This is a genomic window from Methylocystis sp. JAN1 (assembly GCF_052186135.1).
Taxonomy (GTDB): domain Bacteria; phylum Pseudomonadota; class Alphaproteobacteria; order Rhizobiales; family Beijerinckiaceae; genus Methylocystis.
This window is the reverse complement of sequence record NZ_CP181499.1, coordinates 3,522,134-3,544,225: the sequence shown is the minus strand read 5'-3', so window position 1 is coordinate 3,544,225 and position 22,092 is coordinate 3,522,134. Positions and strand designations below refer to the sequence as shown.

Genomic DNA, 22,092 nt, shown 5'->3' with positions numbered 1-22,092 from the left:
CTCAGTAACTTGTCGATCTAAGGGATGCGGAGGGTTGCGGCTTCATCGGGGCGATGCGGCTTCACGACGATCTCCACGTCCTGTCCCAGCGCGACGAGGAAGCGCAGGAGCCGCTCCACCGAAAATTGCCTGAAGTCGCCATGCAGCATCTTCGAGACGTCGGGTTGCTTGACGCCGAAGAGCCGCGCGGCCTCCACCTGCTTGAGGCCGCGCTCCTTCAACAGCGCGTCGATCTTGCGGACGAGCTGAGCCTTGAGGAGACAGTCCTCGGCGCCTTGCGCCTGCGGAAATGGCGGCTCGTGGATCATCGCCTCGTTTTCTTCGGCTTTCGGCCCGGCGCCTCGATTATAGTGATTTAACCATATGGTCAAGCCGCTCCTCGTCTGCCTCCGCTGCGATCGAGTGAAGGACTTCCTCACCCTTAGGAGCCGCCGGAGGCGCATTTTTCTCTCCCTTCGTCCTTCGAGACGGCCTCTTCGAGTCCTCCTCAGGATGAAGGGAGAGGAAAATGGGCCTTCACCCGACCCCTCTTATGCCCGCCTCTGGCGCGTCGATTGCTACCTTCGCCGCCAACTCGCCTCTTTCAACCGGAGGCGCTCGACTTTGTTCGAAAGGGGCAGCCGTATGGACGAGCTTTTTGTGATTTGTCGGACAGTCGAGATCGATGACGCGCAGGCGCATGGCTTCGTTCTGATGAAGGCGGAGGAAAGCGGCGAGACCGTTCCCTGGCCGATCATCGTCACGCGCAAGGGCAATAATTTCTATGGCTTCGAAAATAGCTGCCCGCATGAGGGGCTGCGGCTCGACAAGGACCCCGGCGCCTTCATGGACGAGGAAGGGAACTTCCTCGAATGCGGGCGCCATCGGGCGCAATTCGACATCGACACGGGCGAGTGCTTCATCGGTCCCTGCCAGGGCGCGCATCTGACCCCCGTCAAGCTCGTCATCGACGAGGGCGACGTCTGCGTCACCGGCGTCATGCTTGCGGACGAGTAGGAGGCGCCGATGACCGATATGGCCGAACTCCAGCGGCGCAAGAAGCGTATCAACGAGGCGATCGTCTTTGTCGATCCGGACGCCTTCATCGCCAATTATGTTGGCTGGCTCGAAATCACGACCTTCATCACGGCGCTGCGGGCAGGCGACGTCCAAGTCCCGGCCGACGGCGTGACGCCGCAATTGACGCCGCAGCAGATGAAGGGCGGCGTCGCTGCCAAATATGGCAACGACGCCGTCTTCGCCTTTTGCATGACCGCAGCGCTGAAAGGCGACAAGGCGGCGGTCGAGAAGGTCGAGAAAGCGCTGACGGAAAGCCTGGGGGCGGACTTTCCGGGCTCTGTCGCCTTCTGGCCATTCCGTTCGGCGAATGATTCGCCGATCAGTCTCGATGACCATGTCGGCGCGGCGGCCTATAAAATGCTTGCGGGCGACATTCCGCCGCCGCCCATGCGCGCAAGGGAGAACTGGAACGCGGGCCTGCGCTTCTTCGAGAAGGCAAGGCAGTCGAATTTCGCGCAGGAGATCATCTATCCACTCGCCGTCTGGACGCGCGCGAAATGGGGCGAGACGCTGGAGAAGGGCGTGGCGTTTCTTGCCCATATCGAGGACAGCGTGCCCGAATTACAGCAATGTCTCGCCGAGACGCGCAATGATCAGGCCTTTATCGCGCACATGTTGCTGAAAATGGCCCCGGCGCTGGAGCAGGATTTGAACGAAGACATGGCCGGATTTTTGAGATCGTTGGCGCGGCGGCTTTAGCACGATTCGTGCTTGCGTTATATTTCGTCGGCATGCTCGGCGCGGGTCGCGCCGCGCGATCCTGGCCTGCGCGCTTGGTCATGAATGGCCAAGCCTATGGATATGAAAGCGTTCCGCCAAATCGAAACGAAGTTTTAACCATCCGCCCGCGATGGTCCTGCAAGCGACTTTGGAGGAGTAAGCATGGCTGCCAGAACGGATATCGACGTTGCCCTGGCCGAGCTTGAGGCCGGCAAATTTTCCTTCCGCATGGTCGAGACGATCAAGGACCATGTTGCGACGCTCGAGGCCGACCTTGGGCGCGCGAACACCGCATATGAAAGCGCCGCCAACACGCTTCGCCAGCAGGAATATACGATTTCGCGCCTCGAAGCCGAACTGCGCAAGGCGAATGCGCGGATACACACGCTCGTGAAGGCGAATGCGCTGACGGAAGCGGCTATGCGGGAGGGAAAGCGCTGCGCTCTTGCGTTGCGCGAATTTCTTCTGATCGCGTGCGAGCACGCCGTCGTGCTGATAAAAAAGGCGCTCGCCTGGCTCTCGACCGTCGATCTCAAGGACAGTCTCGAACGGGCGAAATCCCATCCGCTGACGCAAAAGGCGCAGGCCGGAATCGCGAATCTCGACCTGCAAGCCGAGTGGAAAAAGCTCCAGGCGCATCCCCTGACGGAAAAAGCTCGGCGCGAGCTTCAGACCGCCCTTGTCAAGATGCAGGAATATCTGCCGGTCGCGCAGAAGCAACTGGCCGCGCTCGTCGATAAGGCGTTGGCTTTCATCGCGAAGTTGCACAATAAGGCTGCGTAGGGTTTACGCTCCAAACCTTCAGAATCGAGCACGCCCCGTTCAGGCGGTTACGCGTGAACGGGCGCGATTGGGGGCTTCGCCAGTTCCGCCGCCCGATACCCTGACCGTATCGATCCTTCGATGGTCGCGGGAAGGCCCGTATTCGTCCAGTCGCCCGCAAGGAACAGATTGCTCCACTGCGTCTTCGCGCCCGGCCGGCGCGCTTCCTGCGCAGGCGTCGCGGCGAAGGTCGCGCGTTTTTCCTTCACGATTTGCCAGGGCGGCAGGGCGCATGACAGGCCCGTCGCGGTCGCGACCTCCCTCCAGATCTTCTCCGCCGTTTCCTCTCGCGGCGCATCCATGAGACGATCGGCGCCCGAAATCGTCACCGACAAACGGTCGTCGAAGGCGAACAGCCACTCCGAAAGCGAGCCGATCATGCCGAGCAGCAAGGGCTGGCCCCGCGGCGGCGCGATCCTGAAATGCGCATTGAGGATGGCGCGGTGATCGTCAGGCGCTGTGAGGCCGGGGAGCAACTCCTGCGCGGCCCAGGCCGGAACAGCGAGGACGACGCGATCCCCTGCGCCGATCGCGATTTCCTCGTCGCCGAAGCGCAGCGCGGAAACCCGCGCGCCGTCGAACGCGATCTCCTTCAGCCGCGCGCCGAAGCGCGGCGCGATCCCCTGCGACTGCAGCTTGCGGAGCGCCGGTTCGATGAAGGCGTGGCCGAGTCCCCCTTTGGCGACGAGCGGCCGGCAGGCGTCGCCGCCCGCGGCGAGCGTCTCGCGCAGCACGGCGCCGGCAAGCGTCGCTGAAGCGATGGCGGGTTCGATATTGAGCGCCGAGAGCATCACCGGGCGCCAGAGGTTTTCCCACAGCAGCCCTTCGCAGCGTATCGTTTCGCCGATCGTCGCGCCCTGCTTGGCGAAGAGGAGCTTGCCCGCGCCCAGATAATCCAGCGGACCCGTGCCAGGCACGCGGCGGTCCGCGAAGAAGACCCACCAAGGGACTTTCGAGGCGTTCGGCCGCAGTTTCCAGCGCCGGCCGCTTCCATAATGGAGGAAGTCGAATTCGCATTCCTCCGGCCCGACCAGCGCGTCGCTCGCCCCGATGCGCACGCCATAGTTGCGCGCGGCCGTATTGCCTGAGAGCAGGAGGTGGTTGCCGTTGTCGATGGTGAGATCGAGCGTGGCGTCGAAATAGGACCGGCAGCGCCCGCCCGCCATGCGCGCAGCTTCATAGATGGCGACGCGCTCGCCCTCGTCCGCGAGCTTCACGGCGCAGGAGAGGCCGGCGAGCCCCGCGCCGACAACATGGATCGCGCCGGTCACAGAAAGGCGTGCCGCAACAGGGCGCCGACGAGCTTCCGGCGCGACATGCGCACCGGCGCGCGTGGCGGGGCGAAACCGCGCGCGGTCAATCCGTCGAGAATGGAGCGATAGCCGGCGGCCATGAGATAGGGCGCCTTCACCGCGTTCTTCGACAATCCCGCCATGACGAGGTCGGCCTGTTCGAAATGCTCGCGCGCGCGGCTCATCACGGGCGCGCAGACCTGATCGAGGGCTGGATTCGCCAGCACGGCGTGCGGCGCATGATTGGAGACGCCCGCTTCCTCCAGCGCCTCGCGCGGAAGATAGAGCCGCCCCCGCGCGGCGTCCTCATCGAGGTCGCGCAAAATATTGGTGAGCTGCAAGGCGCGGCCGAGATGATAGGCGAGAAGCTTCGGCGCCGTCGGCAACTCCTTTGCGCCGTCATCGACAAGGCCGAAGGCGCGCACGGAGAGGCGTCCCACGGCGCTCGCCACGCGGTCGCAATAGAGTTCGAGCTTTTCCCAGTCGGGCGCGCAAATATCTTCTTCGACGTCCATCGCCATCCCGTCGATGATCGCCTCGAAATCGGCGCGGTCGAGCCCGAAGCGGCGCACCGGGCCGGCGAGAAAGGCGCTGCGCGGGCGGATGCGGCCCGCGTAGAGTTCGTCGAGATCGTAACGCCATTGGTCGAGCGCCTCGCGACGCTGCGCCCTGTCGCCCTCATCGTCGGCGATGTCGTCCACCGCGCGGCAGAAGGCGTAGATGGCGTACATGGCGTCGCGGCGCGCGGGCTCGAGAATGCGCATCGCGAGATAGAAGGAACTTTTGACGGCGACGGTCTGCGTCCTGAGCGGCGCGGCGTCGGTGGCGGATTCCATGGTCATTGCTTTGCGTCCGCGATGTTGCGGCGGAGGCGGGCGACACGGCGCAAAAGCGCGCCGATTGCGCCCTGCGCGCCCGCCAGCGCGAAGCCGAGCTTCCCGGCGTGAACCTTTTCGCAGAGCGGGTCCGCAATGGCGAGCCGTGCGACAAGCTTCTCCGCGAGCGCCTGAATGGCGCCGACTTCCATTGCAAGGCGCGTGTCGTCAATGAGATCGGCGAAGAGCCGGGATTGGTCGAGCAGGCCGGCGGTCTTTTGATTGAGGTCGCGGATCGCCGCGAGCAGCGGGGCGGGCGCGCGCGGCTCGCCAAGCATCTCCACGGCGCCGCCATGGGCGGAAAGCGATTCGGCGGTGATATAGACTCGGTCGAGATCGCGATAATCTTTCCCGCAGTCCTGCAGATGGTTGATCACCTGCAAGGCGGCGCAGAGCGCGTCGTTCGCCTCCCAGACGCGCGCCGGGTCCTCGCCATGCGCGTCGCAGACGAAGCGGCCGACCGGCATCGCGGAAAAGCGACAGTAATCAATCAGGTCGTCCCAGTCGCGATAGCGCAGATAAGTCACGTCGCGCATGAAGGCGGTGATGAGGTCGCGCGCATGCTGGGGGTCGAGCTTGCGGGCCTTGCATTCCTCGCGCAGCCGCGCCGCCACGGGCTCATCGACGCCGCGTTCCATAAGCGCATTGTCGAGCCGCTCAAGGAGGTCGAGCTTCTCCTGCGGCTTCAGCGTCGCATGGTCGGCGATATCGTCCGCGGCGCGCACGAAATTATAAAAGGCCATGATCGGCGCGCGGTATTGCGGCGCGATGAGAACCGAGGCGACGGGAAAATTCTCGTCGCGATGCGTCTTGCCCGAACCCGTATCGGCGATGTCGATCATTTGTCTGCCATGCCTTTAATTTCAGGCGGGCGCCTGGTAGCGGCCCTTCCATTCGCCGCCGCGGCCGCGCATGTGCCGCCAAGCCGAAACGGCCGTAAACCACGTATAGCATGCCGCGACCGCCGGCAAAGCCAAGGCCCGCATCGGGGAAAGTCCGTAGAAGCGCAGGCTGGGCACGTAGGCCTGCGCCATGATCAGCCATGCGACCAGTGCGATTTCGCCCGCCGGCGATTCTGCGAAAAAAGCGAGGACGGGCGGCGCGAGATAGACGACGACCATGCCGAGCGTCGCTCCTGCGAGCTTGAAGGGCGAATAGTCGAGCTGGGCGTAGGCCGAGCGCGTCACCATGCGCTCAATGTCCGAAAAGCGCGGATAGGGCCGCAGGCTGTGGACATCGTCCGTGAGGCCCAGCCAGATCGGGCCTTGGGCCTTCATCAGCGTCCCCAGCGCGCAATCGTCTATCAGCGCGCCGCGGATAGCGGGGAGCCCGCCCGCCTTGGCCAGCGCCTCGGGCCGCGCCAGCATGACGCCGCCGGCGGCGCCCGCGACCTTGCTCTTGGGGTCGTTCACAGCGCGGAAGGGGTAGAGCATCTGGAAGAAGAAGACGAAGGCCGGGATAAACCATTTTTCCACCGGGCTTTCGCAGCGCAATTTCACCATGAGCGACGAGAGAACCGTATCGCGCGCCGCCGCGCCGGCGACGAGGCGGGCGAGGACATGCGGCGCAAAGGCGATGTCGGCGTCGCAGAAGAGAATGAAATCCGGCTGCTTTTCGAGCCCCCGCACATAGGCGAAGCCGCGATGCATGGCCGCGATCTTGCCCGTCCAGCCGTCCGCGGGGCCGTCGGAGCGCAGGACCGCCAGCCGGTCGGCCGCGCCGAGCTCGGCCGCCTTGGCGCGGGCGACGTCGCCTGTGCCGTCCGCGCTCTCGTCGTCGACCAGCACGACCTCGAAGCGGCCTGCGAAATCCTGCTTTAGCAAGGAGGCGACGCTCGTCGCGATGACTTCCGCCTCGTCGCGGGCCGGGACGATCGCGATCACATGCGCCCCCTCGGGAACGGAAGCGCCAGCGGGCGCGAATTTCCTGTCATGTTCGGTCAGCCGCCAGAATCCCCCGTTGAAGATAAGGAGATACAGCCAGGCGGCCAGGGCGGCGAGGGCGAGGAGGGTCGAGGCCATGGCGCCCGTTTAGAGCAAGTTCCCCGGACTGGCCAGAGAGCCGGTTCACGGCGCGTCGCGCCGCCGCCAGCCTTCCTCTGTGCGGACATAGCTCCGTTTCACCGCCGCCCATGCGATTCGATGCGCCGCCTCCTCCCGCCGGGGATCGTCCTCATGGTCGAAAAAGGCGTGGTTGAAGGCGGCTCGATAGATGTCCTGCGCGTGCGGCGGGAGCAGCCTTTGCAGATTCTCGGGAAGATCGGCGTTTGTCTCGTAAGGCATGTCGTTCTCTCACGAAGGAGTTGCGCTCCGGCCGCGCGGCGGGACACGCGACGCCATAGATTTAGCGCAGTTGGAGCGATGCTCGTCCCGATGACGGGGAGATAAAACCAATGGTTTTTCTTGCTGGCCTTCTCAGCCTTGGCGCAGTAGCCGCCTATTGGGCGTCCAGGCAGGAAGCCGAGAAGCACGGCGACACAGTCGTCGCCCGCCGCTGGGAGACCTCGGTCTTCTATCGCGACGACGAGTTCATCGGCTGGGTGACGAGCGGCGCGCCGTCCCTCGACGGCTATGCGCGCGTGCTCGCGCCCTATGATTTCGCTTTGCTCGCCTGCCTTGGGGGCGCCTTCGCCGCAGCGTCGGTCGCCGCCGCGGAATATTTACGTTTTCCGCAGGACGGCCGATGGGTGCTCGCGCTCGCGCCGCTCGCTTTCGCCGCCGCGGATTTCGCCGAGAACCGGGTCCTCCTCCGACTGATCGCGGCGAGGCGGGCGACGCCGACCGAGATTCTCGGTCTCAAAAAGGCGACGCTGGCGAAATTCGTCGCCCTCGGCGCCGCGGCGAGTCAGACGCTCGTCCTCCTGCTCTGGCTGTTCGTCGCTTAGACCCCGGCGATTTCCGCGACAATCGCCTCCGCCGCCGCGCGCGGGGCGGCCGCGCGGGTGATCGGCCGGCCGACGACGATGTGATTGGCGGTGGCTGCAATGGCTTGCGCTGGAGTCATGATTCGCTTTTGGTCGCCCGCATCGGCGCCGGCGGGACGCACGCCGGGCGTGACGAGCAGCATGCCGGGCCCGACGATGGGTCGGATAGTTGGGAGCTCAAGCGGCGACAGGATGAGACCGTCTATTCCGGCCGCTTTCGCCTGTCCGGCGCGGCGTGCGACGAGCTCCGCCACGGAGCAGGCGTAGCCCGCTTCCCTGAGGTCCGCGTCGTCATAAGAGGTCATCACCGTGACGGCGAGGAGCTTGAGGTCGCCCGCCCCGGCGCGCGCGGCCGCCATGGTCTGCGGATAGGCGTGTACGGTGAGAAAATCCATGCCCGTCCGGGCGATCTGCCGCGTCGCCCGTTCGACGGTGGCGCCGATGTCGTGGAGTTTCAGATCGATGAAGACCCGCTTGCCCTGGTCCTTGAGCTCGCGCGCCAGGGCAAGCCCGCCGCCATAGGCCAGCTCCAGGCCGATCTTATAGAAGGAGACGACGTCGCCGAGCGTCGAAACAAGGGCGCGCGCGGCGTCGACGGTTTCGACGTCGAGCGCGACGATCAGACGGTCGCGGGCGTCCGTCACGGTTTGCCGCCGTGACCGGCTTTCCGGTAGCGCCAGACGCGCGCCGGCGGGATGTTCATGAGGATCGGCGCGGAGCCCTTGCCCGTATACGCCCCCGAGACGCCATGGGCGTGGAGCGGCATGGGGGATTTGGCGAGGCCGTAGGTGAACTGGATGAAGAGCCCGTCGTCGCCCATCAGCTCGAAGGCCTGATGCAGGAGTTCGACGCGGTCGCGCTCGGGGCGCACGAGCAGCGGCAGGCTTGAAACCACGGCGGCGATAGGCCCCTCAATTCTGCCTTGGAGCGTCTTCTTCAGCCCGTAGGCGTCGCCCTGCACGATCTTCACGCTGGGATAGCGCTCGGCGAGCATGTGGCAGAAACGGGCCTCATATTCGACCAGCACGAGGCGCTCGGCGGGGACGCCGCGGGCGAGCAGCGCCTTGGTGACCGGGCCGGTGCCGGGCCCGAGCTCGACGATCGACCCCTCGCGGGAAAGGTCGACGAAGCCGGCCATGGTCTTGGCGAGCGCCGGGCCCGAGGGCTGCACCGCGCCGATGAGCCGCGGGTTCTCGATCCATTGCTTGATGAAGCGGGCGCTGTCGGCGAGCGAGCGTTTGGCGTTCTGCAAGGGCGGCTTCCCTTAGATTGGCTTCTATCGGCCTGTTGCATGCAAAAGGCCCCGCTGCCGGGGCCCGTTGGCGGAGAATAGGGGAGGCGTGTGACAAAGACAACGCGGGACGAGGCGATGTGCAGGGCTATCGCATTTGACCGAGGACGGATCTGGCGAAGGCGTCGGACCATCCCGAGCGTTTTCGCTTCCGGCGGATGGAGATTTCGGGCCGTGAGCGTTTGAGGACATTGAGGGCGAGCTTGCGGATGGTCGCGAGATTTTCCGCCCCGTTGTCCTTGCGGTTACGGGCCCTGTCCTCGTCGAAGGTCACGTCCAGCACCCAGTGCACGCCGTTCTCGATGCTCCAGTGGGCGCGGACCGCCCTGGCGAAAGCTTCGGCGGACAGCTTCGCGGAAGACAGGTAATAGCGGCAAGATCGCGTGGTCCTGCCCTCGCGCTCGACCCTTGCATCGATCCGCCCGATGGTCGAAAGCCCCGGCATCGCCGGGCGATCCTTGTCGCCCTTTGGAAACAGCCAGCCGACATCGTGAACGACCGCGTGGCGGCGCGTTTCCACCCGGCCATGATCGGCGTCCGTCGTCTCGAAGGTCTCGGCGACGACGGACGCAGGGTCGGCGAAAAACGTCTCGACATCCTCGAGCGTCGCCGGGCGATTGGCCTTGAGCGCGAACAGCCAGTCGCCGCCGCGATCGAGCACTTTCTGCGCCGTCGGGGCGTTGCAGTGGATGGCGTCGGCGGTCACCAGCGCGCCGGTCAGGTCGAGCAGGTCGATCAGCGCCCGCGCCGCGGTGATCTCGTTGCCGCCGTCCGTCACCGCCTTCTGGCCGATGACCAGCTTGGCGTCGGCGGCGAAGGCCGTCACCACATGCAGCGCCGAGGCGCCTTTGGCCTTGTCGAAGGAGCGGCGCAGCGTCTTGCCGTCGATGGCGACGACGCCGGCGCCATCCTCTCCCAGCGCCTCCAGAAAGCGCCCGAAACAGGCTGCCAGCGCCTCCGGATCGATCTGCCGGAACAGTCGCGAGAACGTGTCGTGGCTCGGCAAGCCGTTCTCAAGGCTCAGGAACTCCCGGAACAGCTCCTCCCGGTCCTCCGCGAAGTCGGCAAATTCGACGCAGCCCTCGCAGCCGCAGATCGACGCCGTCAGCGCAATCATCAGAATATCCAGCAACTCGTGACGGGTGGCGTTGCCGCTCCGCGGATCGGGAACATCCCGCAAGATCGTGATCAACAGGCTCATCGGCTCCTCGCGAATCAGAACCAATGACAGAATCCATTCCAACGCCCCGCGCTACCTCATTTCGTCAAATGCGATTCCCCTGCGGCGATGTGTTTTACGGCGCCTCGCGCCGCGGGCTCGCAGGGCGCCGATGTGTTTCGAGATAGGCTGTCATCAGCAGAATAAGTTGTCCTTCCAGACGCGCTTCGAACCCGCCCGGAGCCTGTCCTTCGAGCAGGGTTCGCACGGACCCCGCGAGAGCGCTGAACGCGACCGCGCCCGTCATGGCGGGATCGTCGAAATCGGCGTCGGGCGCGCTCGCCAGCATAGCCGTGATCGCCGCTACGATGCGTATGCGCATGCGAGCGACCAACTCGGCGCCGCCCCGCTCTCCGGCGATCGCGTAGAGCGCCTTCGATTCTTCAGGGTCGTGCAGCTTCGCGGCCAGAAAGGCTGTGACGAGGGCGGCGGCCATCTGGGAAACCGGCTTGCCCCGATGCGCGTGGCAGGCGTGGTCCACGACGCCGGCAATGCCGTCCAGATGCTTTTCCAGGACCGCGGCGAGCAGCGCGTCGCGGTTTGGAAAATATTGATAGAGACTGCCGACCGATACGCCCGCGCGCTCAGCGATGCGGGTTGTCGTGCAGCGGCTTAAGCCTTCCTGGATCAAAACCTGAATGGCGGCCACGCGCAGCGCCTCGACGGCGGCTGCGGAGCGGGCCTGAACCGGGGATTTTCTGGGCTTTAAGCCCGGGGAGACGGCGCTCATGCAATGCGAATTCCAAAAATGAAGGGTCCTTCATATCTTCGTCGGCGAGACATGAACAAGGATGAAGACGATGACCGGCGCGTTCCTCCTCGGCAACCGCACTGTAAGACGGCTCGGCTACGGCGCCATGCAGCTTGCGGGGCCCGGCGCGTTCGGACCGCCCAGGGACCGCGAAGCGGCGGTGGCCGTGTTGCGGGAGGCCGTCGCTGCCGGGGTGAACCATATCGACACCAGCGATTTCTATGGCCCGCACGTCACCAACATGCTGATCCGCGAGGCGTTGCATCCCTATCCGGACGATCTCGCCATCGTCACCAAGGTCGGCGCCCGGCGCGGCGAAGACGGTTCATGGATTCCTGCGTTCTCGCGCGACGAGCTCGTTGGGGCGGTGCATGACAATCTGCGCAACCTCGGCCTGGATGCGCTCGATATCGTCAATCTTCGCGCCATGTTCGGCGTTCACGGTCCCGCCGAAGGCTCCATCGAGGCGCTCACTGTCCTGGCCGATCTTCAGCGGCAGGGCCTTATCCGCCATATCGGCCTCAGCAATGTCACGCCCACGCAGATCGCGGAAGGACGCCGCATCTGCGAAATCGTCTGTGTGCAAAACCACTACAACCTGGCGTACCGGGTCGACGACGCTTTGATCGACCGTCTTGCCCGCGACGGGGTCGCCTATGTGCCGTATTTCCCGCTTGGCGGGTTCACCCCTCTCCAATCCTCCGCGCTATCCCGTATCGCGCAAGGTCTCGGCGCCGCGCCGCTGCAGGTCGCCCTCGCATGGCTGCTCCGCCGAGCGCCCAATATCCTGTTGATCCCCGGCACCTCGTCTGTCGCGCATCTGCGGGAAAATCTCTCCGCCGCCGAACTCGACCTGACGGATGAGGCGGTTTCCGAGTTGGACGGCGTCGCGGCAGGCGCCGCGCGTGGAATGAGATGAGTCTCGGTGATGTGGAGGGCCCCCAAAATCGGAGCGAGCCCGTCTCCCTCGTTTCGTTTCGCGGGGAGAGGGCTGGGGTGAGAGGCAAGGCCACATCAACTCATTTGGGAAAGCGCTTGCCAAAACGCGCTCTCCCAAGCAATGCGCGGATGCTTCGCCCCTCACCCTAACCCTCTCCCCGTGGAACCTAGCAGATTCACACATCTGTGTTGGTTAGCGGCGGCGTTGGTTGGGTGAGGGCGATGGCGTATTTTCCGTGCTGGAATTTGAGCCATCCGGCGAGCATGACGACGGGACCGGGTTTTCCGTAATAGCCGGTCCAGCCGCCGAGGCGGGCGAGCACCCAGGACGCATAGGCCAGGGACCCTCGCGGATGCGGGTTCTTCTGGCGCTGCGTCTTGCCTTCGAGGGTGGCGCAATAGGCTTCCAGCAGCGGTTGGTCCTTGGGCTCGAAGGCGTCGAGGAGCGGGCGCAGACGTTGCGGGTCGCCGCCGTCTCGGGCGTGGACGAGTTGTTGGATCGTCACGGCCGCGATCAACGTCGCGGCCGCCAGGGTCTGGCGCGGCGCGTCGTCTTCCATGCGCACGGCCTCGATGTCGAAGCCGTCGGTCTTCATCGTGCGGAACAACTGCTCGATCGCCCAGCGGCGTCGATACAGATCGACGACCCCGAGCGCTTGCGCGAGGCCGTCGACGGGGCGCGTCGTGATCAGACGCCAATGGACGTTTTCGCCTGGGGGCGGGTCGATCTCGCGCACGTCGACGAGATGGACCGCGATCGTCGACGGATCGTTCCTGGCCGCGCCGTTCCTGGGCCGCGCGAGATCAAAGCGCCCATGCCGGACGGCCAGCGTCGCTTCGCGCGCCGGCCGTCCGGGCCTGGCCGGAAGCGACAGCGTCGCCCGCCCGGCCTCCTCCAGCGCATCCAGGCGCGCAAACAGCCGCTCGCCATCCTCCAGCGCGCGGTCCTGCGCGGCGCGCACGAGGAGGTGAACCCCCGGCGGGCGCCGCGCGAAGGCGGAATAAATATCGCTCTCGCGATCGGCCACGACCGTGACCTCGCGCGCCGAAGCGCAAACTTTCGCCGCCGCCGCCGCGCCCTCCAGCCAGCGCCGGCTTTCCTTGTCCTCGATCGGCCGCTGACGCCGATCCGCCTTGCGTCCCGTCGCGCGTTCGAGGAACTGCGCGTGCGCCAGACCCACGATCGAACCGTCCTCGGCGTCGACGACGAGGGTCGGATGCAGATAGAGTCCGCCGCCGCCCCCGGACTTGACGACCGTCGTGTCCTGAATCGCCAGAACCGCGCGCCCCGCGCAACGCGCCGACGCGCGCGCGGCCGCCGTGGCGAACATCTCCGCGCCGGTCACCGCCCGATTGCGAAGAAAGCGCGTGATCCTGATCTCACCAGCCCGGTCGCCGCCGAGCCGACGAATGCGTATGCCCCCGCCGCCCTCCGCCACCAGCCGGGAAAGCAGAAAGGCCCCCCTTTTTCCAGTCGCGCGTCGCCAAAGCGACCCAGCGTCCGTCCGTCCATCGTCCGTCCCTCCGATTCCTTCAAATGGAATCAGACCCCCAGGCCCTACGCAACCAAGATGTGTGAATGCGGTAGCCCCGTGGAACGGGGAGAGGGAATGCGCATGGCGCCTTATCCCCCGAACAAATCTTTCATTCGCGCGAAGAAGCCGTGCTCCTCGGGATGGGTCTCGTGGGAGGACTCTTTTTCGAACTCCGCGAGCAGCTCCTTCTGCCGCTTGGTGAGCTTCTGCGGCGTCTCGACGGAGAGTTGCACATGCAGATCGCCATGGTCGCGGCCGCGCAGCACCGGCATGCCCTTGCCCTTGGCCTTGAGCTGCTTGCCCGATTGCGAACCCTCGGGGACTTTCAGCTTGATCTCCGACCCGTCGAGCGCATGGACCTGGATCTCGCCGCCGAGCGCGGCGCGGACCATGGAGATCGGCACGCGACAATAGAGGTCCGCCCCGTCGCGCTGGAAGAAGGGATGCGGCTTGACGGAAAGGAAGATGTAGAGATCGCCCGGCGGCCCGCCGCGCACGCCCGCTTCGCCCTCGCCGGCGAGACGGATGCGCGTGCCGTCCTCGACGCCCGGCGGGACATTGACGGAGAGCGAGCGCTCCACCGTTTTGCGGCCCGAACCCGAGCAGGAGGGGCAGGGATTGTCGATCATCTCGCCGCGGCCCTGGCATGACGGGCAGGTTCGCTCGATGGCGAAGAAGCCCTGCTGCGCGCGCACGCGGCCATGGCCGGCGCAGGTGGTGCAGGTCTTCGGCTTGGAGCCCTTCCTGGCGCCCGTGCCCGAACAGGCTTCGCAGGTCGCCGACGTCGGAATTTTCAGCGAGGCCGTCTTGCCGTGATAAGCCTCCTCCAGCGTGATCTCCATATTGTAGCGCAGGTCCGAGCCGCGCTCGCGCCCGCCCGAGCGGCCGCGCCGGCCCATCACGTCGCCGAAGAGATCCTCGAAAATATCGGCCATGGAGGCGCCGAAGCCCTCCGTCGAGGAGAAGCCGCCCATGCCGCCCTGCTCGAAAGCGGCGTGGCCGAAACGGTCATAAGCCGCGCGCTTTTGGGGGTCGCAAAGGCATTGATAGGCCTCGTTCAGCTCCTTGAAGCGCGCCTCTGCTTCCTTATCGCCGGGATGGCGGTCCGGATGGCATTGCATCGCCATCTTGCGGAAGGCGATTTTCATCTCGACTTCGGTCGCGGTCTTCGAGACGCCGAGGACTTCGTAGTAATCGCGTTTGGACATGGTCAATCTTGAGTTGGTCCCTGCGGCGCGCCGCCTAGCGTCTCTCCGGCCGCCTGATAAATAAGTTCGAGGCGTCCGAGTAAAGCCGATACGTCAATTCTGACTGTTCGCCAGATGACGTGAAAGTCGGAGTCGTAATAGCCATGCGCATATTGTCGCTGCCTTCCTGGTCGTCCCCATGCAGCGCGGAGCCGAAGGCGCGCGGATTGGCGGTCCGGTAACGGCGCGCCGCCGTCCGGATCGCATCGCGATTCATCTCCAGCGCCTCCGAGGGTTTCATGGCTTTCCGGTCGTCTCCGCGCCGCCTGAACGCAACGAAACCCGGCGCTCGTCACGCCGGGCTTCCGTTCGCTAGCGCATTCGGCCGCTCAAGGCCAGCCCAGCTTACTTCTTGTCGTCGCCGACGTCCTTGAACTCGGCGTCGATCACGTCGTCCTTCGGGGCCTCGGACGCGCCGGCGCTCGAGGCGTCGGCCTGCTGGGCCTTGTACATCGCCTCGCCGAGCTTCATCGAGGCCTGGGCCAGCTCGTTGGTCCGGGCCTTGATGGTCTCGACATTGTCGCCCTCGAGGGCGGTCTTCAGCGACGCGATGGCCGCTTCGATCGCGCTCTTGTCGGCGCCCGAGACCTTGTCGCCGTAATCCGCCACGGCCTTTTCGGCCGTGTGGATCGCCGCTTCGCCATGGTTCTTGGCGTCGACCAGCTCGCGCCGGGCCTTGTCTTCGGCCGCGTGCAGCTCGGCGTCCTTGACCATCTTCTCGATGTCGGCGTCGGAGAGGCCCCCCGAAGCCTGGATGCGGATCTGCTGCTCCTTGTTGGTGGCCTTGTCCTTCGCCGTGACGTTCACGATGCCGTTCGCGTCGATGTCGAAGGTCACCTCGATCTGCGGCATGCCGCGCGGGGCGGGCGGAATGCCCATCAGGTCGAACTGGCCGAGCAGCTTGTTGTCCTGCGCCATTTCGCGCTCGCCCTGGAAGACGCGGATGGTCACGGCCTGCTGATTGTCTTCCGCGGTCGAGAAGACCTGGCTCTTCTTGGTCGGGATCGTCGTGTTGCGGTCGATGAGGCGCGTGAACACGCCGCCGAGCGTCTCGATGCCGAGCGACAGCGGGGTCACGTCGAGCAGCAGGACGTCCTTCACGTCGCCCTGCAGAACGCCCGCCTGGACCGCCGCGCCGATGGCGACGACCTCGTCCGGGTTGACGCCCTTATGGGGCTCCTTGCCGAAGAACTGTTTCACGACTTCCTGCACCTTCGGCATGCGGGTCATGCCGCCGACAAGCACCACTTCGTCGATCTCGGCCGCGGTCAGCCCCGCGTCCTTGAGCGCCTTGCGGCAGGGCTCGACAGTGCGCTGGATTAGATCGTCGACCAGGGCCTCGAACTTGGCGCGCGTCAGCTTCAGGGTCAGATGCTTCGGACCCGTGGCGTCGGCGGTGATGTAGGGCAGGTTGATCTCGGTCTGCGTCGCGGAAGACAGCTCGATCTTGGCCTTTTCGGCCGCCTCCTTCAGGCGCTGGAGGGCGAGCTTGTCCTTCGTGAGGTCGATGCCCTGCTCCTTCTTGAACTCGGCCGCGAGATATTCGACGATCCGGTTGTCGAAGTCCTCGCCGCCCAGGAAGGTGTCGCCGTTCGTCGACTTCACCTCGAAAACGCCGTCGCCGATCTCGAGGATCGACACGTCGAAGGTGCCGCCGCCGAGGTCGTAGACCGCGATCGTGCCGGACTGCTTCTTGTCAAGGCCGTAGGCGAGCGCCGCGGCCGTCGGTTCGTTGATGATGCGCAGAACCTCAAGGCCCGCGATCTTGCCGGCGTCCTTGGTCGCCTGGCGCTGGGCGTCGTTGAAATAGGCCGGAACCGTGATGACGGCCTGAGTGACGGCGCCGCCGAGATAGGCTTCGGCCGTCTCCTTCATCTTCTGCAGGATGAAGGCCGAAATCTGCGAGGGCGAATATTGCTTGCCCGCGGCTTCGACCCAGGCGTCGCCGTTATTCGCCTTGACGATCTTGTAGGGAACGAGGCCGATGTCCTTCTTGGTCATCGGGTCTTCGAAGGTTCGGCCGATGAGGCGCTTGATGGCGAAGAAGGTCTTGTCGGGGTTCGTCACCGCCTGACGCTTCGCCGGCTGGCCCACGAGGCGCTCGCCGTCGTCCGTGAAGGCGACGATCGAGGGCGTAGTGCGCGCGCCTTCCGCGTTTTCAATGACTTTGGGGCTCGACCCTTCCATGACGGCCACGCAGGAATTGGTCGTGCCCAGGTCGATGCCGATAATTTTGGCCATATGAGTTTCCTTTCGCTTTCGAATCCGGACCCCGAAGCGGTCCTATCGACGCCTAAGGACAGCGGCTCGCCATGAGCCCGCCGCGCGATCCAAAGGCGCTTTCGTTCCCCAAGATTGTGTTTGCCCCAGCGCGCCGCAAGGGCAGGCCGCATATAGAAGAAGGAATCATTTGCGACAAGCGCCGTAACGCTTCGGTCTCTATGTCCTGTTAAGGCTCTGGCGCCGATCGCGCCGGTCTTGACCGTGGATGACGAGTGATAAATATTGAAAATCGTCACACGTCACGCCCCCGGGGCGCGGAGGCGCCGAGCGGCCCGATGACCAAGCGTTTCAACCGCGTGCTTCTGACTTGCGCCGTCTTTATGGCCACGCTCCCGCTGGGCGCCTGCGGCGAGAAGCAGCAGGATCAGACGGACGATGCGCCGCTCGACCGGCCGGTTCTCGTCTCCCATCCGAGAATCGCCGCCCAATCCCAGCCGCGCGAATTCGCGGCGACGATCCGGCCCCGGGTCGAATCGGATCTGGGCTTCCGAGTCGCCGGCAAGGTCGTGAAGCGCTTCGTCCAGACCGGGCAGAAGGTGAAGGACGGCGAGCCGCTTGCGGCGCTCGACGAAAACGACCTCAAGCTCCAGAAGGAGCAGGCCGAGGCCGAATTGTCGGCGGCGAAAATGGCGATGGCGCAGACCCAGGGCGACGAGAAGCGGGCGCTCGCCTTGCGCAAGAACGGCTGGACGACCGACGCGACGCTCGATCGCATCAAGGCCGCCGCCCAGGAGGCGCGCGGGCGCCAGCAGCGGGCCGAGCGCGCGCTGGAAATGGCCCGCAACTCTCTGGACTATGCGACGCTCCGGGCCGATGGCGACGGCGTGGTCACCCAGACGCTCGTAGAGCCCGGGCAAGTCGTTGCGGCCGGCCAGACGGCGATTCGCCTCGCCCATTCCGGCGAGCTCGAGGCGGCCGTGGCGCTGCCCGAGGACTTTGCGCCGCGCGCGGACAAGGGGGCGGCGACTTTGACGCTCTGGGCCAACAAGGCGAAAACCTATCAGGCGAAGCTCCGCGAGCTCAGTCCGTCGGCCGATCCCGCGACGCGCACCTTCGCCGCCCGCTATTCGATTCTCGATCCCGACCCGGCGGTCTCGCTCGGCATGAGCGCCACGCTCAGCATCGCCGCGCCCGGCGCCGAGCGAATCATGAGCGTGCCGCTCTCGGCGCTCTACAACCAGGGCGACGGGCCGGCCGTCTGGAAAGTGGGCGCGGACGGCCGCCTGAAGCTCACGCCCGTCAAGCTCGTTCGATACGACTCGGACACGGCGCTCGTCTCGGGCGGCCTGACGGCGCGCGACCAGATCGTCGTCCTTGGCGTCCACAAGCTCGAAGCGGGCCGCAAGGTGCGGGTGATTACCAAAGGGTGAGCCGACCATGAGCTTCAATCTCTCCCGATGGGCGGTGTCGCGGCCGGCGCTGATGCTCTTCCTGATGCTGGCGATCGGCGTCGCGGGTTTTTTCTCTTATCTGCGGCTGGGGCGCGCCGAAGATCCTTCCTTTACCATCAAGGTCGCGAATATCACCGCGACCTGGCCGGGCGCGACGGCGAGCGAGATGCGCGACCAGGTCGCCGACCTTTATGAAAAGAAGCTCCAGACCCTGCCTTATCTCGACAAGATCGAGACCTATACGAAGCCGGGCTTCCTGGCGATGCAGGTCACCTTCAAGGACAATACGCCGCCGCGGGAAATCCCGCTTCTTTTTTATCAGCTTCGCAAGAAGCTCAATGACATTGCGGGCGCCGTCCCCGCCGGCGTGCGCGGGCCCGCGATCAATGACGAATATGGCGACGTCGACGCGGTGATGTACGCGATCACCGGCGACGGCGCGGACTACAATCTCCTCGACAAGGTCCAGGAGGCGCTGCGTCAGCGGCTCATTGAAGCGCCGGAGGTGATGAAGGTCGACGTCTATGGCGAGCAGATGCGCCGCATCTATGTCGAGTTCAGCGAAGCCAAGATCGCCAATCTCGGGATCGAGCCGCAGGCGATCTTCGATTCCCTCGCCAAGGAGAACGCCATCAACGACGCCGGCGTTTTCGAAACCTCCTCGAACCGCATCCGCATTCAAGTGACGGAGGAGCTGAAGGGCGCCGACGCCATCGCGTCGATCCCGGTGCCCGCGAACGGCAAGGTGATCCGTCTCGGCGACATCGCCAATGTCTATGCCGGTTTCGAAGACCCCCCGACATTCCTCATCCGCTATAAGGGCCAGCCGGCCATCGTCGTCGGCGCCGTCATGGCGAAAGGCGGGAACGTCTTCAATTTCGGCAAGTCGGTCGGCGCGGCCGTCGAGGAGATCCGCGCCAAGACGCCGATCGGCATCGACATCGACCAGATCGCCGATCAGCCCAAGGTCGTCGAGGAGGCGGTGGGCGAATTCACCCGCTCTTTCGTCGAAGCGCTGGTGATCGTGCTCGGCGTGAGCTTCGTGTCGCTGGGCTTTCGCACAGGGATCGTCGTCGCGCTTTCCGTACCGCTCGTCCTCGCCTCCGTCTTCATCTTCATGAATCTGATGGGCATCGATTTGCAGCGCATTTCGCTCGGCGCGCTGATCATCGCCCTCGGCCTTCTCGTCGACGACGCGATCATCGCGGTCGAGATGATGATGGTGAAGATGGAGCAGGGCTATGACCGCATCAAAGCGGCGACCTTCGCCTGGGATTCGACCGCTTTCCCCATGCTGACCGGCACGCTGATCACGGCGGCGGGCTTTTTGCCGGTCGGCTTCGCGAATTCGGCGGTCGGCGAATATACAGGGTCGATGTTCTGGGTGCTGCTGATTGCGCTCATCGCCTCCTGGTTCGTGGCGGTGATGTTCACGCCTTTCCTCGGCGTGAAGCTCTTGCCGGACTTCGGCAAGCTGCGTCGGCATCGCGACCCGGAGGAAATCTATCGGACGCCGTTCTACAAGCGGCTGCGAGAGGTGATCGCCTGGTCGGTCGACAACCGCCTGCTCGTCATTGGCTCGACGGTCGGCGTTTTTCTGATCGCCGTTCTCGGCATGGTCGTCGTGCAGAAGCAGTTTTTCCCCTATGCGGAGCGGCTGGAGCTCTTCCTGCAGATGCGGCTGCCCGAGGGCTCGTCCATCGGCGCTTCGCTTTCGGCGGCGAAGCAGGCGGAGGCGCTGATCAAGGACGATCCCGACGCGGCCTATTACACGGCCTATGTGGGGCAGGGCCCGCCACGCTTCTGGCTCGGACTCAATCCGCAACTGCCGAACGAGGCCTATTCGGAGATCGTCATCGTCGCCAGGGACATCGAGGCGCGCGAGCGTCTGAAGAAGAAGCTCGAGGACGCCATCGCCAACGGCGCCCTCCCCCAGGCGCGAGCCCGCGTCGACCGCTTCACCTACGGCCCGCCGGTCGGCTACGCCGTGCAGTTCCGGGTGATCGGCGAAGATCCGCAAAAGGTGCGCGCCATCGCCTATCAGGTCCGCGACGCGATGGCCACGGACGAAGGCGTCGACGACCCGCATCTCTCCTGGAATGAGATGACGCCGAGCGTGCGCCTCGTCATCGATCAGGACCGCGCGCGGCTCCTTGGCGTCACGCCGCAGGACGTCGCCAACCGCCTGCGGATGGTCATTTCGGGCGTGACGGTCACGACGCTGCGCGACGGCATCGACCAGATCGACGTCGTCGCCCGCGCGGCGCCTGGCGAGCGTGGCGATTTGGGACGGCTGGGGGACATTGTCGTCTATTCGCGGGACGGCAAGCCCGTGACCGTGTCGCAGGTGGCGAAAATTTCCTACGAGCACGAGGAGCCGATCTTCTGGCGGCGCAACCGGGACATGACCATTACGGTGCGCGCGGGCGTGAAGGACGGCGTTCAGGCGCCCGACGTCTCGACGCGGCTTTGGCCCAGGCTCGCCGAAATCCGCGAGCAGCTCCCGCCCGGCTATCGCATCGAGATGGGCGGCGCCATTGAGGAGTCCGCCAAGGGCAACAATTCGATTTTCGCGGTCTTCCCCCTCGTCGGCCTCGTCATGCTGACGATCGTGATGTTCCAGCTTCAGGATTTCACGCGAGTCGCTCTCGTCATGATGAGCGCGCCGCTTGGCCTCATCGGCGCCTCTCTTGCGCTCAATGTCGCGCACGCGCCCTTCGGCTTCGTGGCGCTGCTGGGCCTCATCGCGCTTTCCGGCATGGACATGCGTAACTCCATCATTCTCGTTGACCAGGTGCGGCAGGATCTCGAAAGCGGCGGCAGCTATCGCGAGGCGATCATCGGCGCGACCGTGCGCCGGGTGCGGCCGGTGGCGCTGACCGCGCTCGCGGCCATTCTCGCGATGATCCCGCTCTCGCGCTCGGCCTTCTGGGGGCCGATGGCGCTCACCATCATGGGCGGGCTGTTCGTCGCGACCTTCCTGACCGTTCTTTTCCTGCCCGCGCTCTACGCGACATGGTTCCGTCGTCATCTCAACGAGGGCATGGCCGAGAGCGCGTCGCATGACGGCGCGCTGACGCCGGGCCTTGCAGGGGAGGCGGCGGAATGAGCGCGGTCGCCGACGCCCCCAACGCCCGCGAAGCGGAACAGCGCGCGCGCATCGTCGCGACCGCGGAGCGCCTTTTCCGGGAGATCGGGTTTCAGAAGACGACAGTGGCCGACATTGCGCGCGAGCTGCGCATGTCGCCGGCCAACGTCTATCGCTTCTTCAGCTCCAAGTCGGAGATCCACGTCGCCGTCGCCCGGCAGTTAATGAGCGAGGTCGAAACGGCCGCCCAGATGATCGCGTCCGGCCCCGGGACGGCGAGCGAGCGGCTGCGCGCGCTGGTGCTGGGGAACGAGACGATGAACGCCGATCGCTACCTCGCCGACCGCAAGATGCACGACATGGTGGAGGTGGCGCTCGACGAGCACTGGCCGACGATCGACGAACATATCGACCGGATCGACGCCATCGTCGAGAGCGTGGTCGCCGCCGGCATGGAGAGCGGAGAGTTCGCCAAGGGGGACGCCCGGCTCGCCGCCAAGCTCGTGCACATGGCGGTCATCCGCTTCTGCCATCCGCGGCTGATGGTGGAATGCGCGGACCGCACGGAGCCGACGAGCGGGCAGATGATCGAATTCTGCCTCGCCGCGCTGCGGGCAGGCGTCTCCCGTTAGCCGAAGACCGGCAAGACCGTGTAAG

At 65.4% G+C, this 22,092-nt stretch carries 21 protein-coding genes; 8 read left to right on the top strand and 13 right to left on the bottom strand.

The genetic code is table 11. The features are described from left to right. Positions 1-17: 17 nt before the first annotated feature. Positions 18-371 (bottom strand): helix-turn-helix domain-containing protein, encoded by a 354-nt coding sequence (locus ACNHKD_RS16945; protein WP_442754658.1) that lies wholly within the window; start codon positions 369-371, stop codon positions 18-20. Between the two features lie 253 nt (positions 372-624). Here ACNHKD_RS16945 and ACNHKD_RS16940 point away from each other — a divergent pair, with 253 nt between their 5' ends. From ACNHKD_RS16940 to ACNHKD_RS16930, 3 genes are all read left to right on the top strand, one after another. Continuing rightward, positions 625-996: a Rieske (2Fe-2S) protein gene (locus tag ACNHKD_RS16940; RefSeq protein WP_442754657.1), complete on the top strand. Its 372-nt coding sequence runs from the start codon at positions 625-627 to the stop codon at positions 994-996. 9 nt (positions 997-1,005) lie between these two features. After that, positions 1,006-1,758, top strand: coding sequence for a hypothetical protein (locus tag ACNHKD_RS16935; protein ID WP_442754656.1), 753 nt, complete (start codon positions 1,006-1,008; stop codon positions 1,756-1,758). A 183-nt stretch (positions 1,759-1,941) separates the two neighbouring features. After that, positions 1,942-2,562 (top strand): hypothetical protein, encoded by a 621-nt coding sequence (locus tag ACNHKD_RS16930; RefSeq protein WP_442754655.1) that lies wholly within the window; start codon positions 1,942-1,944, stop codon positions 2,560-2,562. A 47-nt stretch (positions 2,563-2,609) separates the two neighbouring features. Here the strand turns inward: ACNHKD_RS16930 and hpnE are convergent, their stop codons facing one another. Genes hpnE through ACNHKD_RS16905 form a run of 5 tightly spaced genes read right to left on the bottom strand, consistent with a single transcriptional unit; the run spans position 2,610 to position 7,050 of the window. After that, the gene (gene hpnE, locus ACNHKD_RS16925; protein WP_442754654.1) at positions 2,610-3,872 is read right to left on the bottom strand and encodes a hydroxysqualene dehydroxylase HpnE; all 1,263 of its coding nucleotides are present in this window, start codon (positions 3,870-3,872) and stop codon (positions 2,610-2,612) included. Beyond that, entirely contained in the window at positions 3,869-4,735 is an 867-nt protein-coding gene (gene hpnD, locus ACNHKD_RS16920) for a presqualene diphosphate synthase HpnD (RefSeq protein ID WP_442754653.1), read from the bottom strand. The genes hpnE and hpnD overlap by 4 nt, the downstream gene beginning before the upstream one ends. Further along, entirely contained in the window at positions 4,732-5,610 is an 879-nt protein-coding gene (gene hpnC, locus ACNHKD_RS16915; RefSeq protein WP_442754652.1) for a squalene synthase HpnC, read from the bottom strand. The genes hpnD and hpnC overlap by 4 nt, the downstream gene beginning before the upstream one ends. Before the next feature lie 21 nt (positions 5,611-5,631). Next, positions 5,632-6,789, bottom strand: coding sequence for a glycosyltransferase (locus ACNHKD_RS16910; RefSeq protein WP_442754651.1), 1,158 nt, complete (start codon positions 6,787-6,789; stop codon positions 5,632-5,634). 45 nt (positions 6,790-6,834) lie between these two features. Further along, the gene (locus ACNHKD_RS16905; RefSeq protein WP_442754650.1) at positions 6,835-7,050 is read right to left on the bottom strand and encodes a ChaB family protein; all 216 of its coding nucleotides are present in this window, start codon (positions 7,048-7,050) and stop codon (positions 6,835-6,837) included. A 110-nt stretch (positions 7,051-7,160) separates the two neighbouring features. On the opposite strand from ACNHKD_RS16905, the gene ACNHKD_RS16900 reads away from it, so the two are divergent. Then, complete coding sequence (locus ACNHKD_RS16900) at positions 7,161-7,652, top strand: hypothetical protein (RefSeq protein ID WP_442754649.1); 492 nt, start codon at positions 7,161-7,163, stop codon at positions 7,650-7,652. On the opposite strand, the gene pyrF is transcribed toward ACNHKD_RS16900, so the two are convergent. From pyrF to ACNHKD_RS16880, 4 genes are all read right to left on the bottom strand, one after another. Continuing rightward, positions 7,649-8,335, bottom strand: a complete 687-nt coding sequence (gene pyrF / locus ACNHKD_RS16895; protein WP_442754648.1) for an orotidine-5'-phosphate decarboxylase — start codon at positions 8,333-8,335, stop codon at positions 7,649-7,651. The two genes, ACNHKD_RS16900 and pyrF, sit on opposite strands and share 4 nt — an antisense overlap. Further along, positions 8,332-8,943 carry a class I SAM-dependent methyltransferase gene (locus tag ACNHKD_RS16890; RefSeq protein WP_442754647.1) on the bottom strand — a complete coding sequence of 204 codons (612 nt, stop codon included), beginning with the start codon at positions 8,941-8,943 and terminating at the stop codon, positions 8,332-8,334. The genes pyrF and ACNHKD_RS16890 overlap by 4 nt, the downstream gene beginning before the upstream one ends. A 127-nt stretch (positions 8,944-9,070) precedes the next feature. Next, positions 9,071-10,183, bottom strand: coding sequence for an ISAs1 family transposase (locus ACNHKD_RS16885; protein WP_442756808.1), 1,113 nt, complete (start codon positions 10,181-10,183; stop codon positions 9,071-9,073). A 94-nt stretch (positions 10,184-10,277) separates the two neighbouring features. Beyond that, the gene (locus ACNHKD_RS16880) at positions 10,278-10,931 is read right to left on the bottom strand and encodes a TetR/AcrR family transcriptional regulator (protein ID WP_442754646.1); all 654 of its coding nucleotides are present in this window, start codon (positions 10,929-10,931) and stop codon (positions 10,278-10,280) included. Positions 10,932-11,001: 70 nt separating this feature from the next. On the opposite strand from ACNHKD_RS16880, the gene ACNHKD_RS16875 reads away from it, so the two are divergent. Next, positions 11,002-11,871 (top strand): aldo/keto reductase family oxidoreductase, encoded by an 870-nt coding sequence (locus ACNHKD_RS16875; protein ID WP_442754644.1) that lies wholly within the window; start codon positions 11,002-11,004, stop codon positions 11,869-11,871. A gap of 196 nt (positions 11,872-12,067) precedes the next feature. Here ACNHKD_RS16875 and ACNHKD_RS16870 read toward each other — a convergent pair whose 3' ends face one another. From ACNHKD_RS16870 to dnaK, 3 genes are all read right to left on the bottom strand, one after another. Further along, positions 12,068-13,330 (bottom strand): IS4 family transposase, encoded by a 1,263-nt coding sequence (locus ACNHKD_RS16870; RefSeq protein WP_442754317.1) that lies wholly within the window; start codon positions 13,328-13,330, stop codon positions 12,068-12,070. Positions 13,331-13,515: 185 nt separating this feature from the next. Beyond that, positions 13,516-14,634, bottom strand: coding sequence for a molecular chaperone DnaJ (gene dnaJ / locus ACNHKD_RS16865; protein WP_442754642.1), 1,119 nt, complete (start codon positions 14,632-14,634; stop codon positions 13,516-13,518). Positions 14,635-15,018: 384 nt separating this feature from the next. Next, positions 15,019-16,914 carry a molecular chaperone DnaK gene (dnaK, locus tag ACNHKD_RS16860; RefSeq protein ID WP_442754641.1) on the bottom strand — a complete coding sequence of 632 codons (1,896 nt, stop codon included), beginning with the start codon at positions 16,912-16,914 and terminating at the stop codon, positions 15,019-15,021. 317 nt (positions 16,915-17,231) lie between these two features. Between dnaK and ACNHKD_RS16855 the strand changes: the two genes are divergently transcribed. Genes ACNHKD_RS16855 through ACNHKD_RS16845 form a run of 3 tightly spaced genes read left to right on the top strand, consistent with a single transcriptional unit; the run spans position 17,232 to position 22,067 of the window. Next, the gene (locus ACNHKD_RS16855) at positions 17,232-18,326 is read left to right on the top strand and encodes an efflux RND transporter periplasmic adaptor subunit (protein ID WP_442754640.1); all 1,095 of its coding nucleotides are present in this window, start codon (positions 17,232-17,234) and stop codon (positions 18,324-18,326) included. 7 nt (positions 18,327-18,333) lie between these two features. Then, a complete protein-coding gene (locus ACNHKD_RS16850) occupies positions 18,334-21,456 on the top strand; it encodes an efflux RND transporter permease subunit (protein WP_442754639.1) in 3,123 nt (1,040 codons plus the stop codon). Beyond that, positions 21,453-22,067 carry a TetR/AcrR family transcriptional regulator gene (locus ACNHKD_RS16845; protein WP_442754638.1) on the top strand — a complete coding sequence of 205 codons (615 nt, stop codon included), beginning with the start codon at positions 21,453-21,455 and terminating at the stop codon, positions 22,065-22,067. Before ACNHKD_RS16850 ends, ACNHKD_RS16845 begins: the two co-directional genes overlap by 4 nt. Positions 22,068-22,092: the final 25 nt, after the last annotated feature.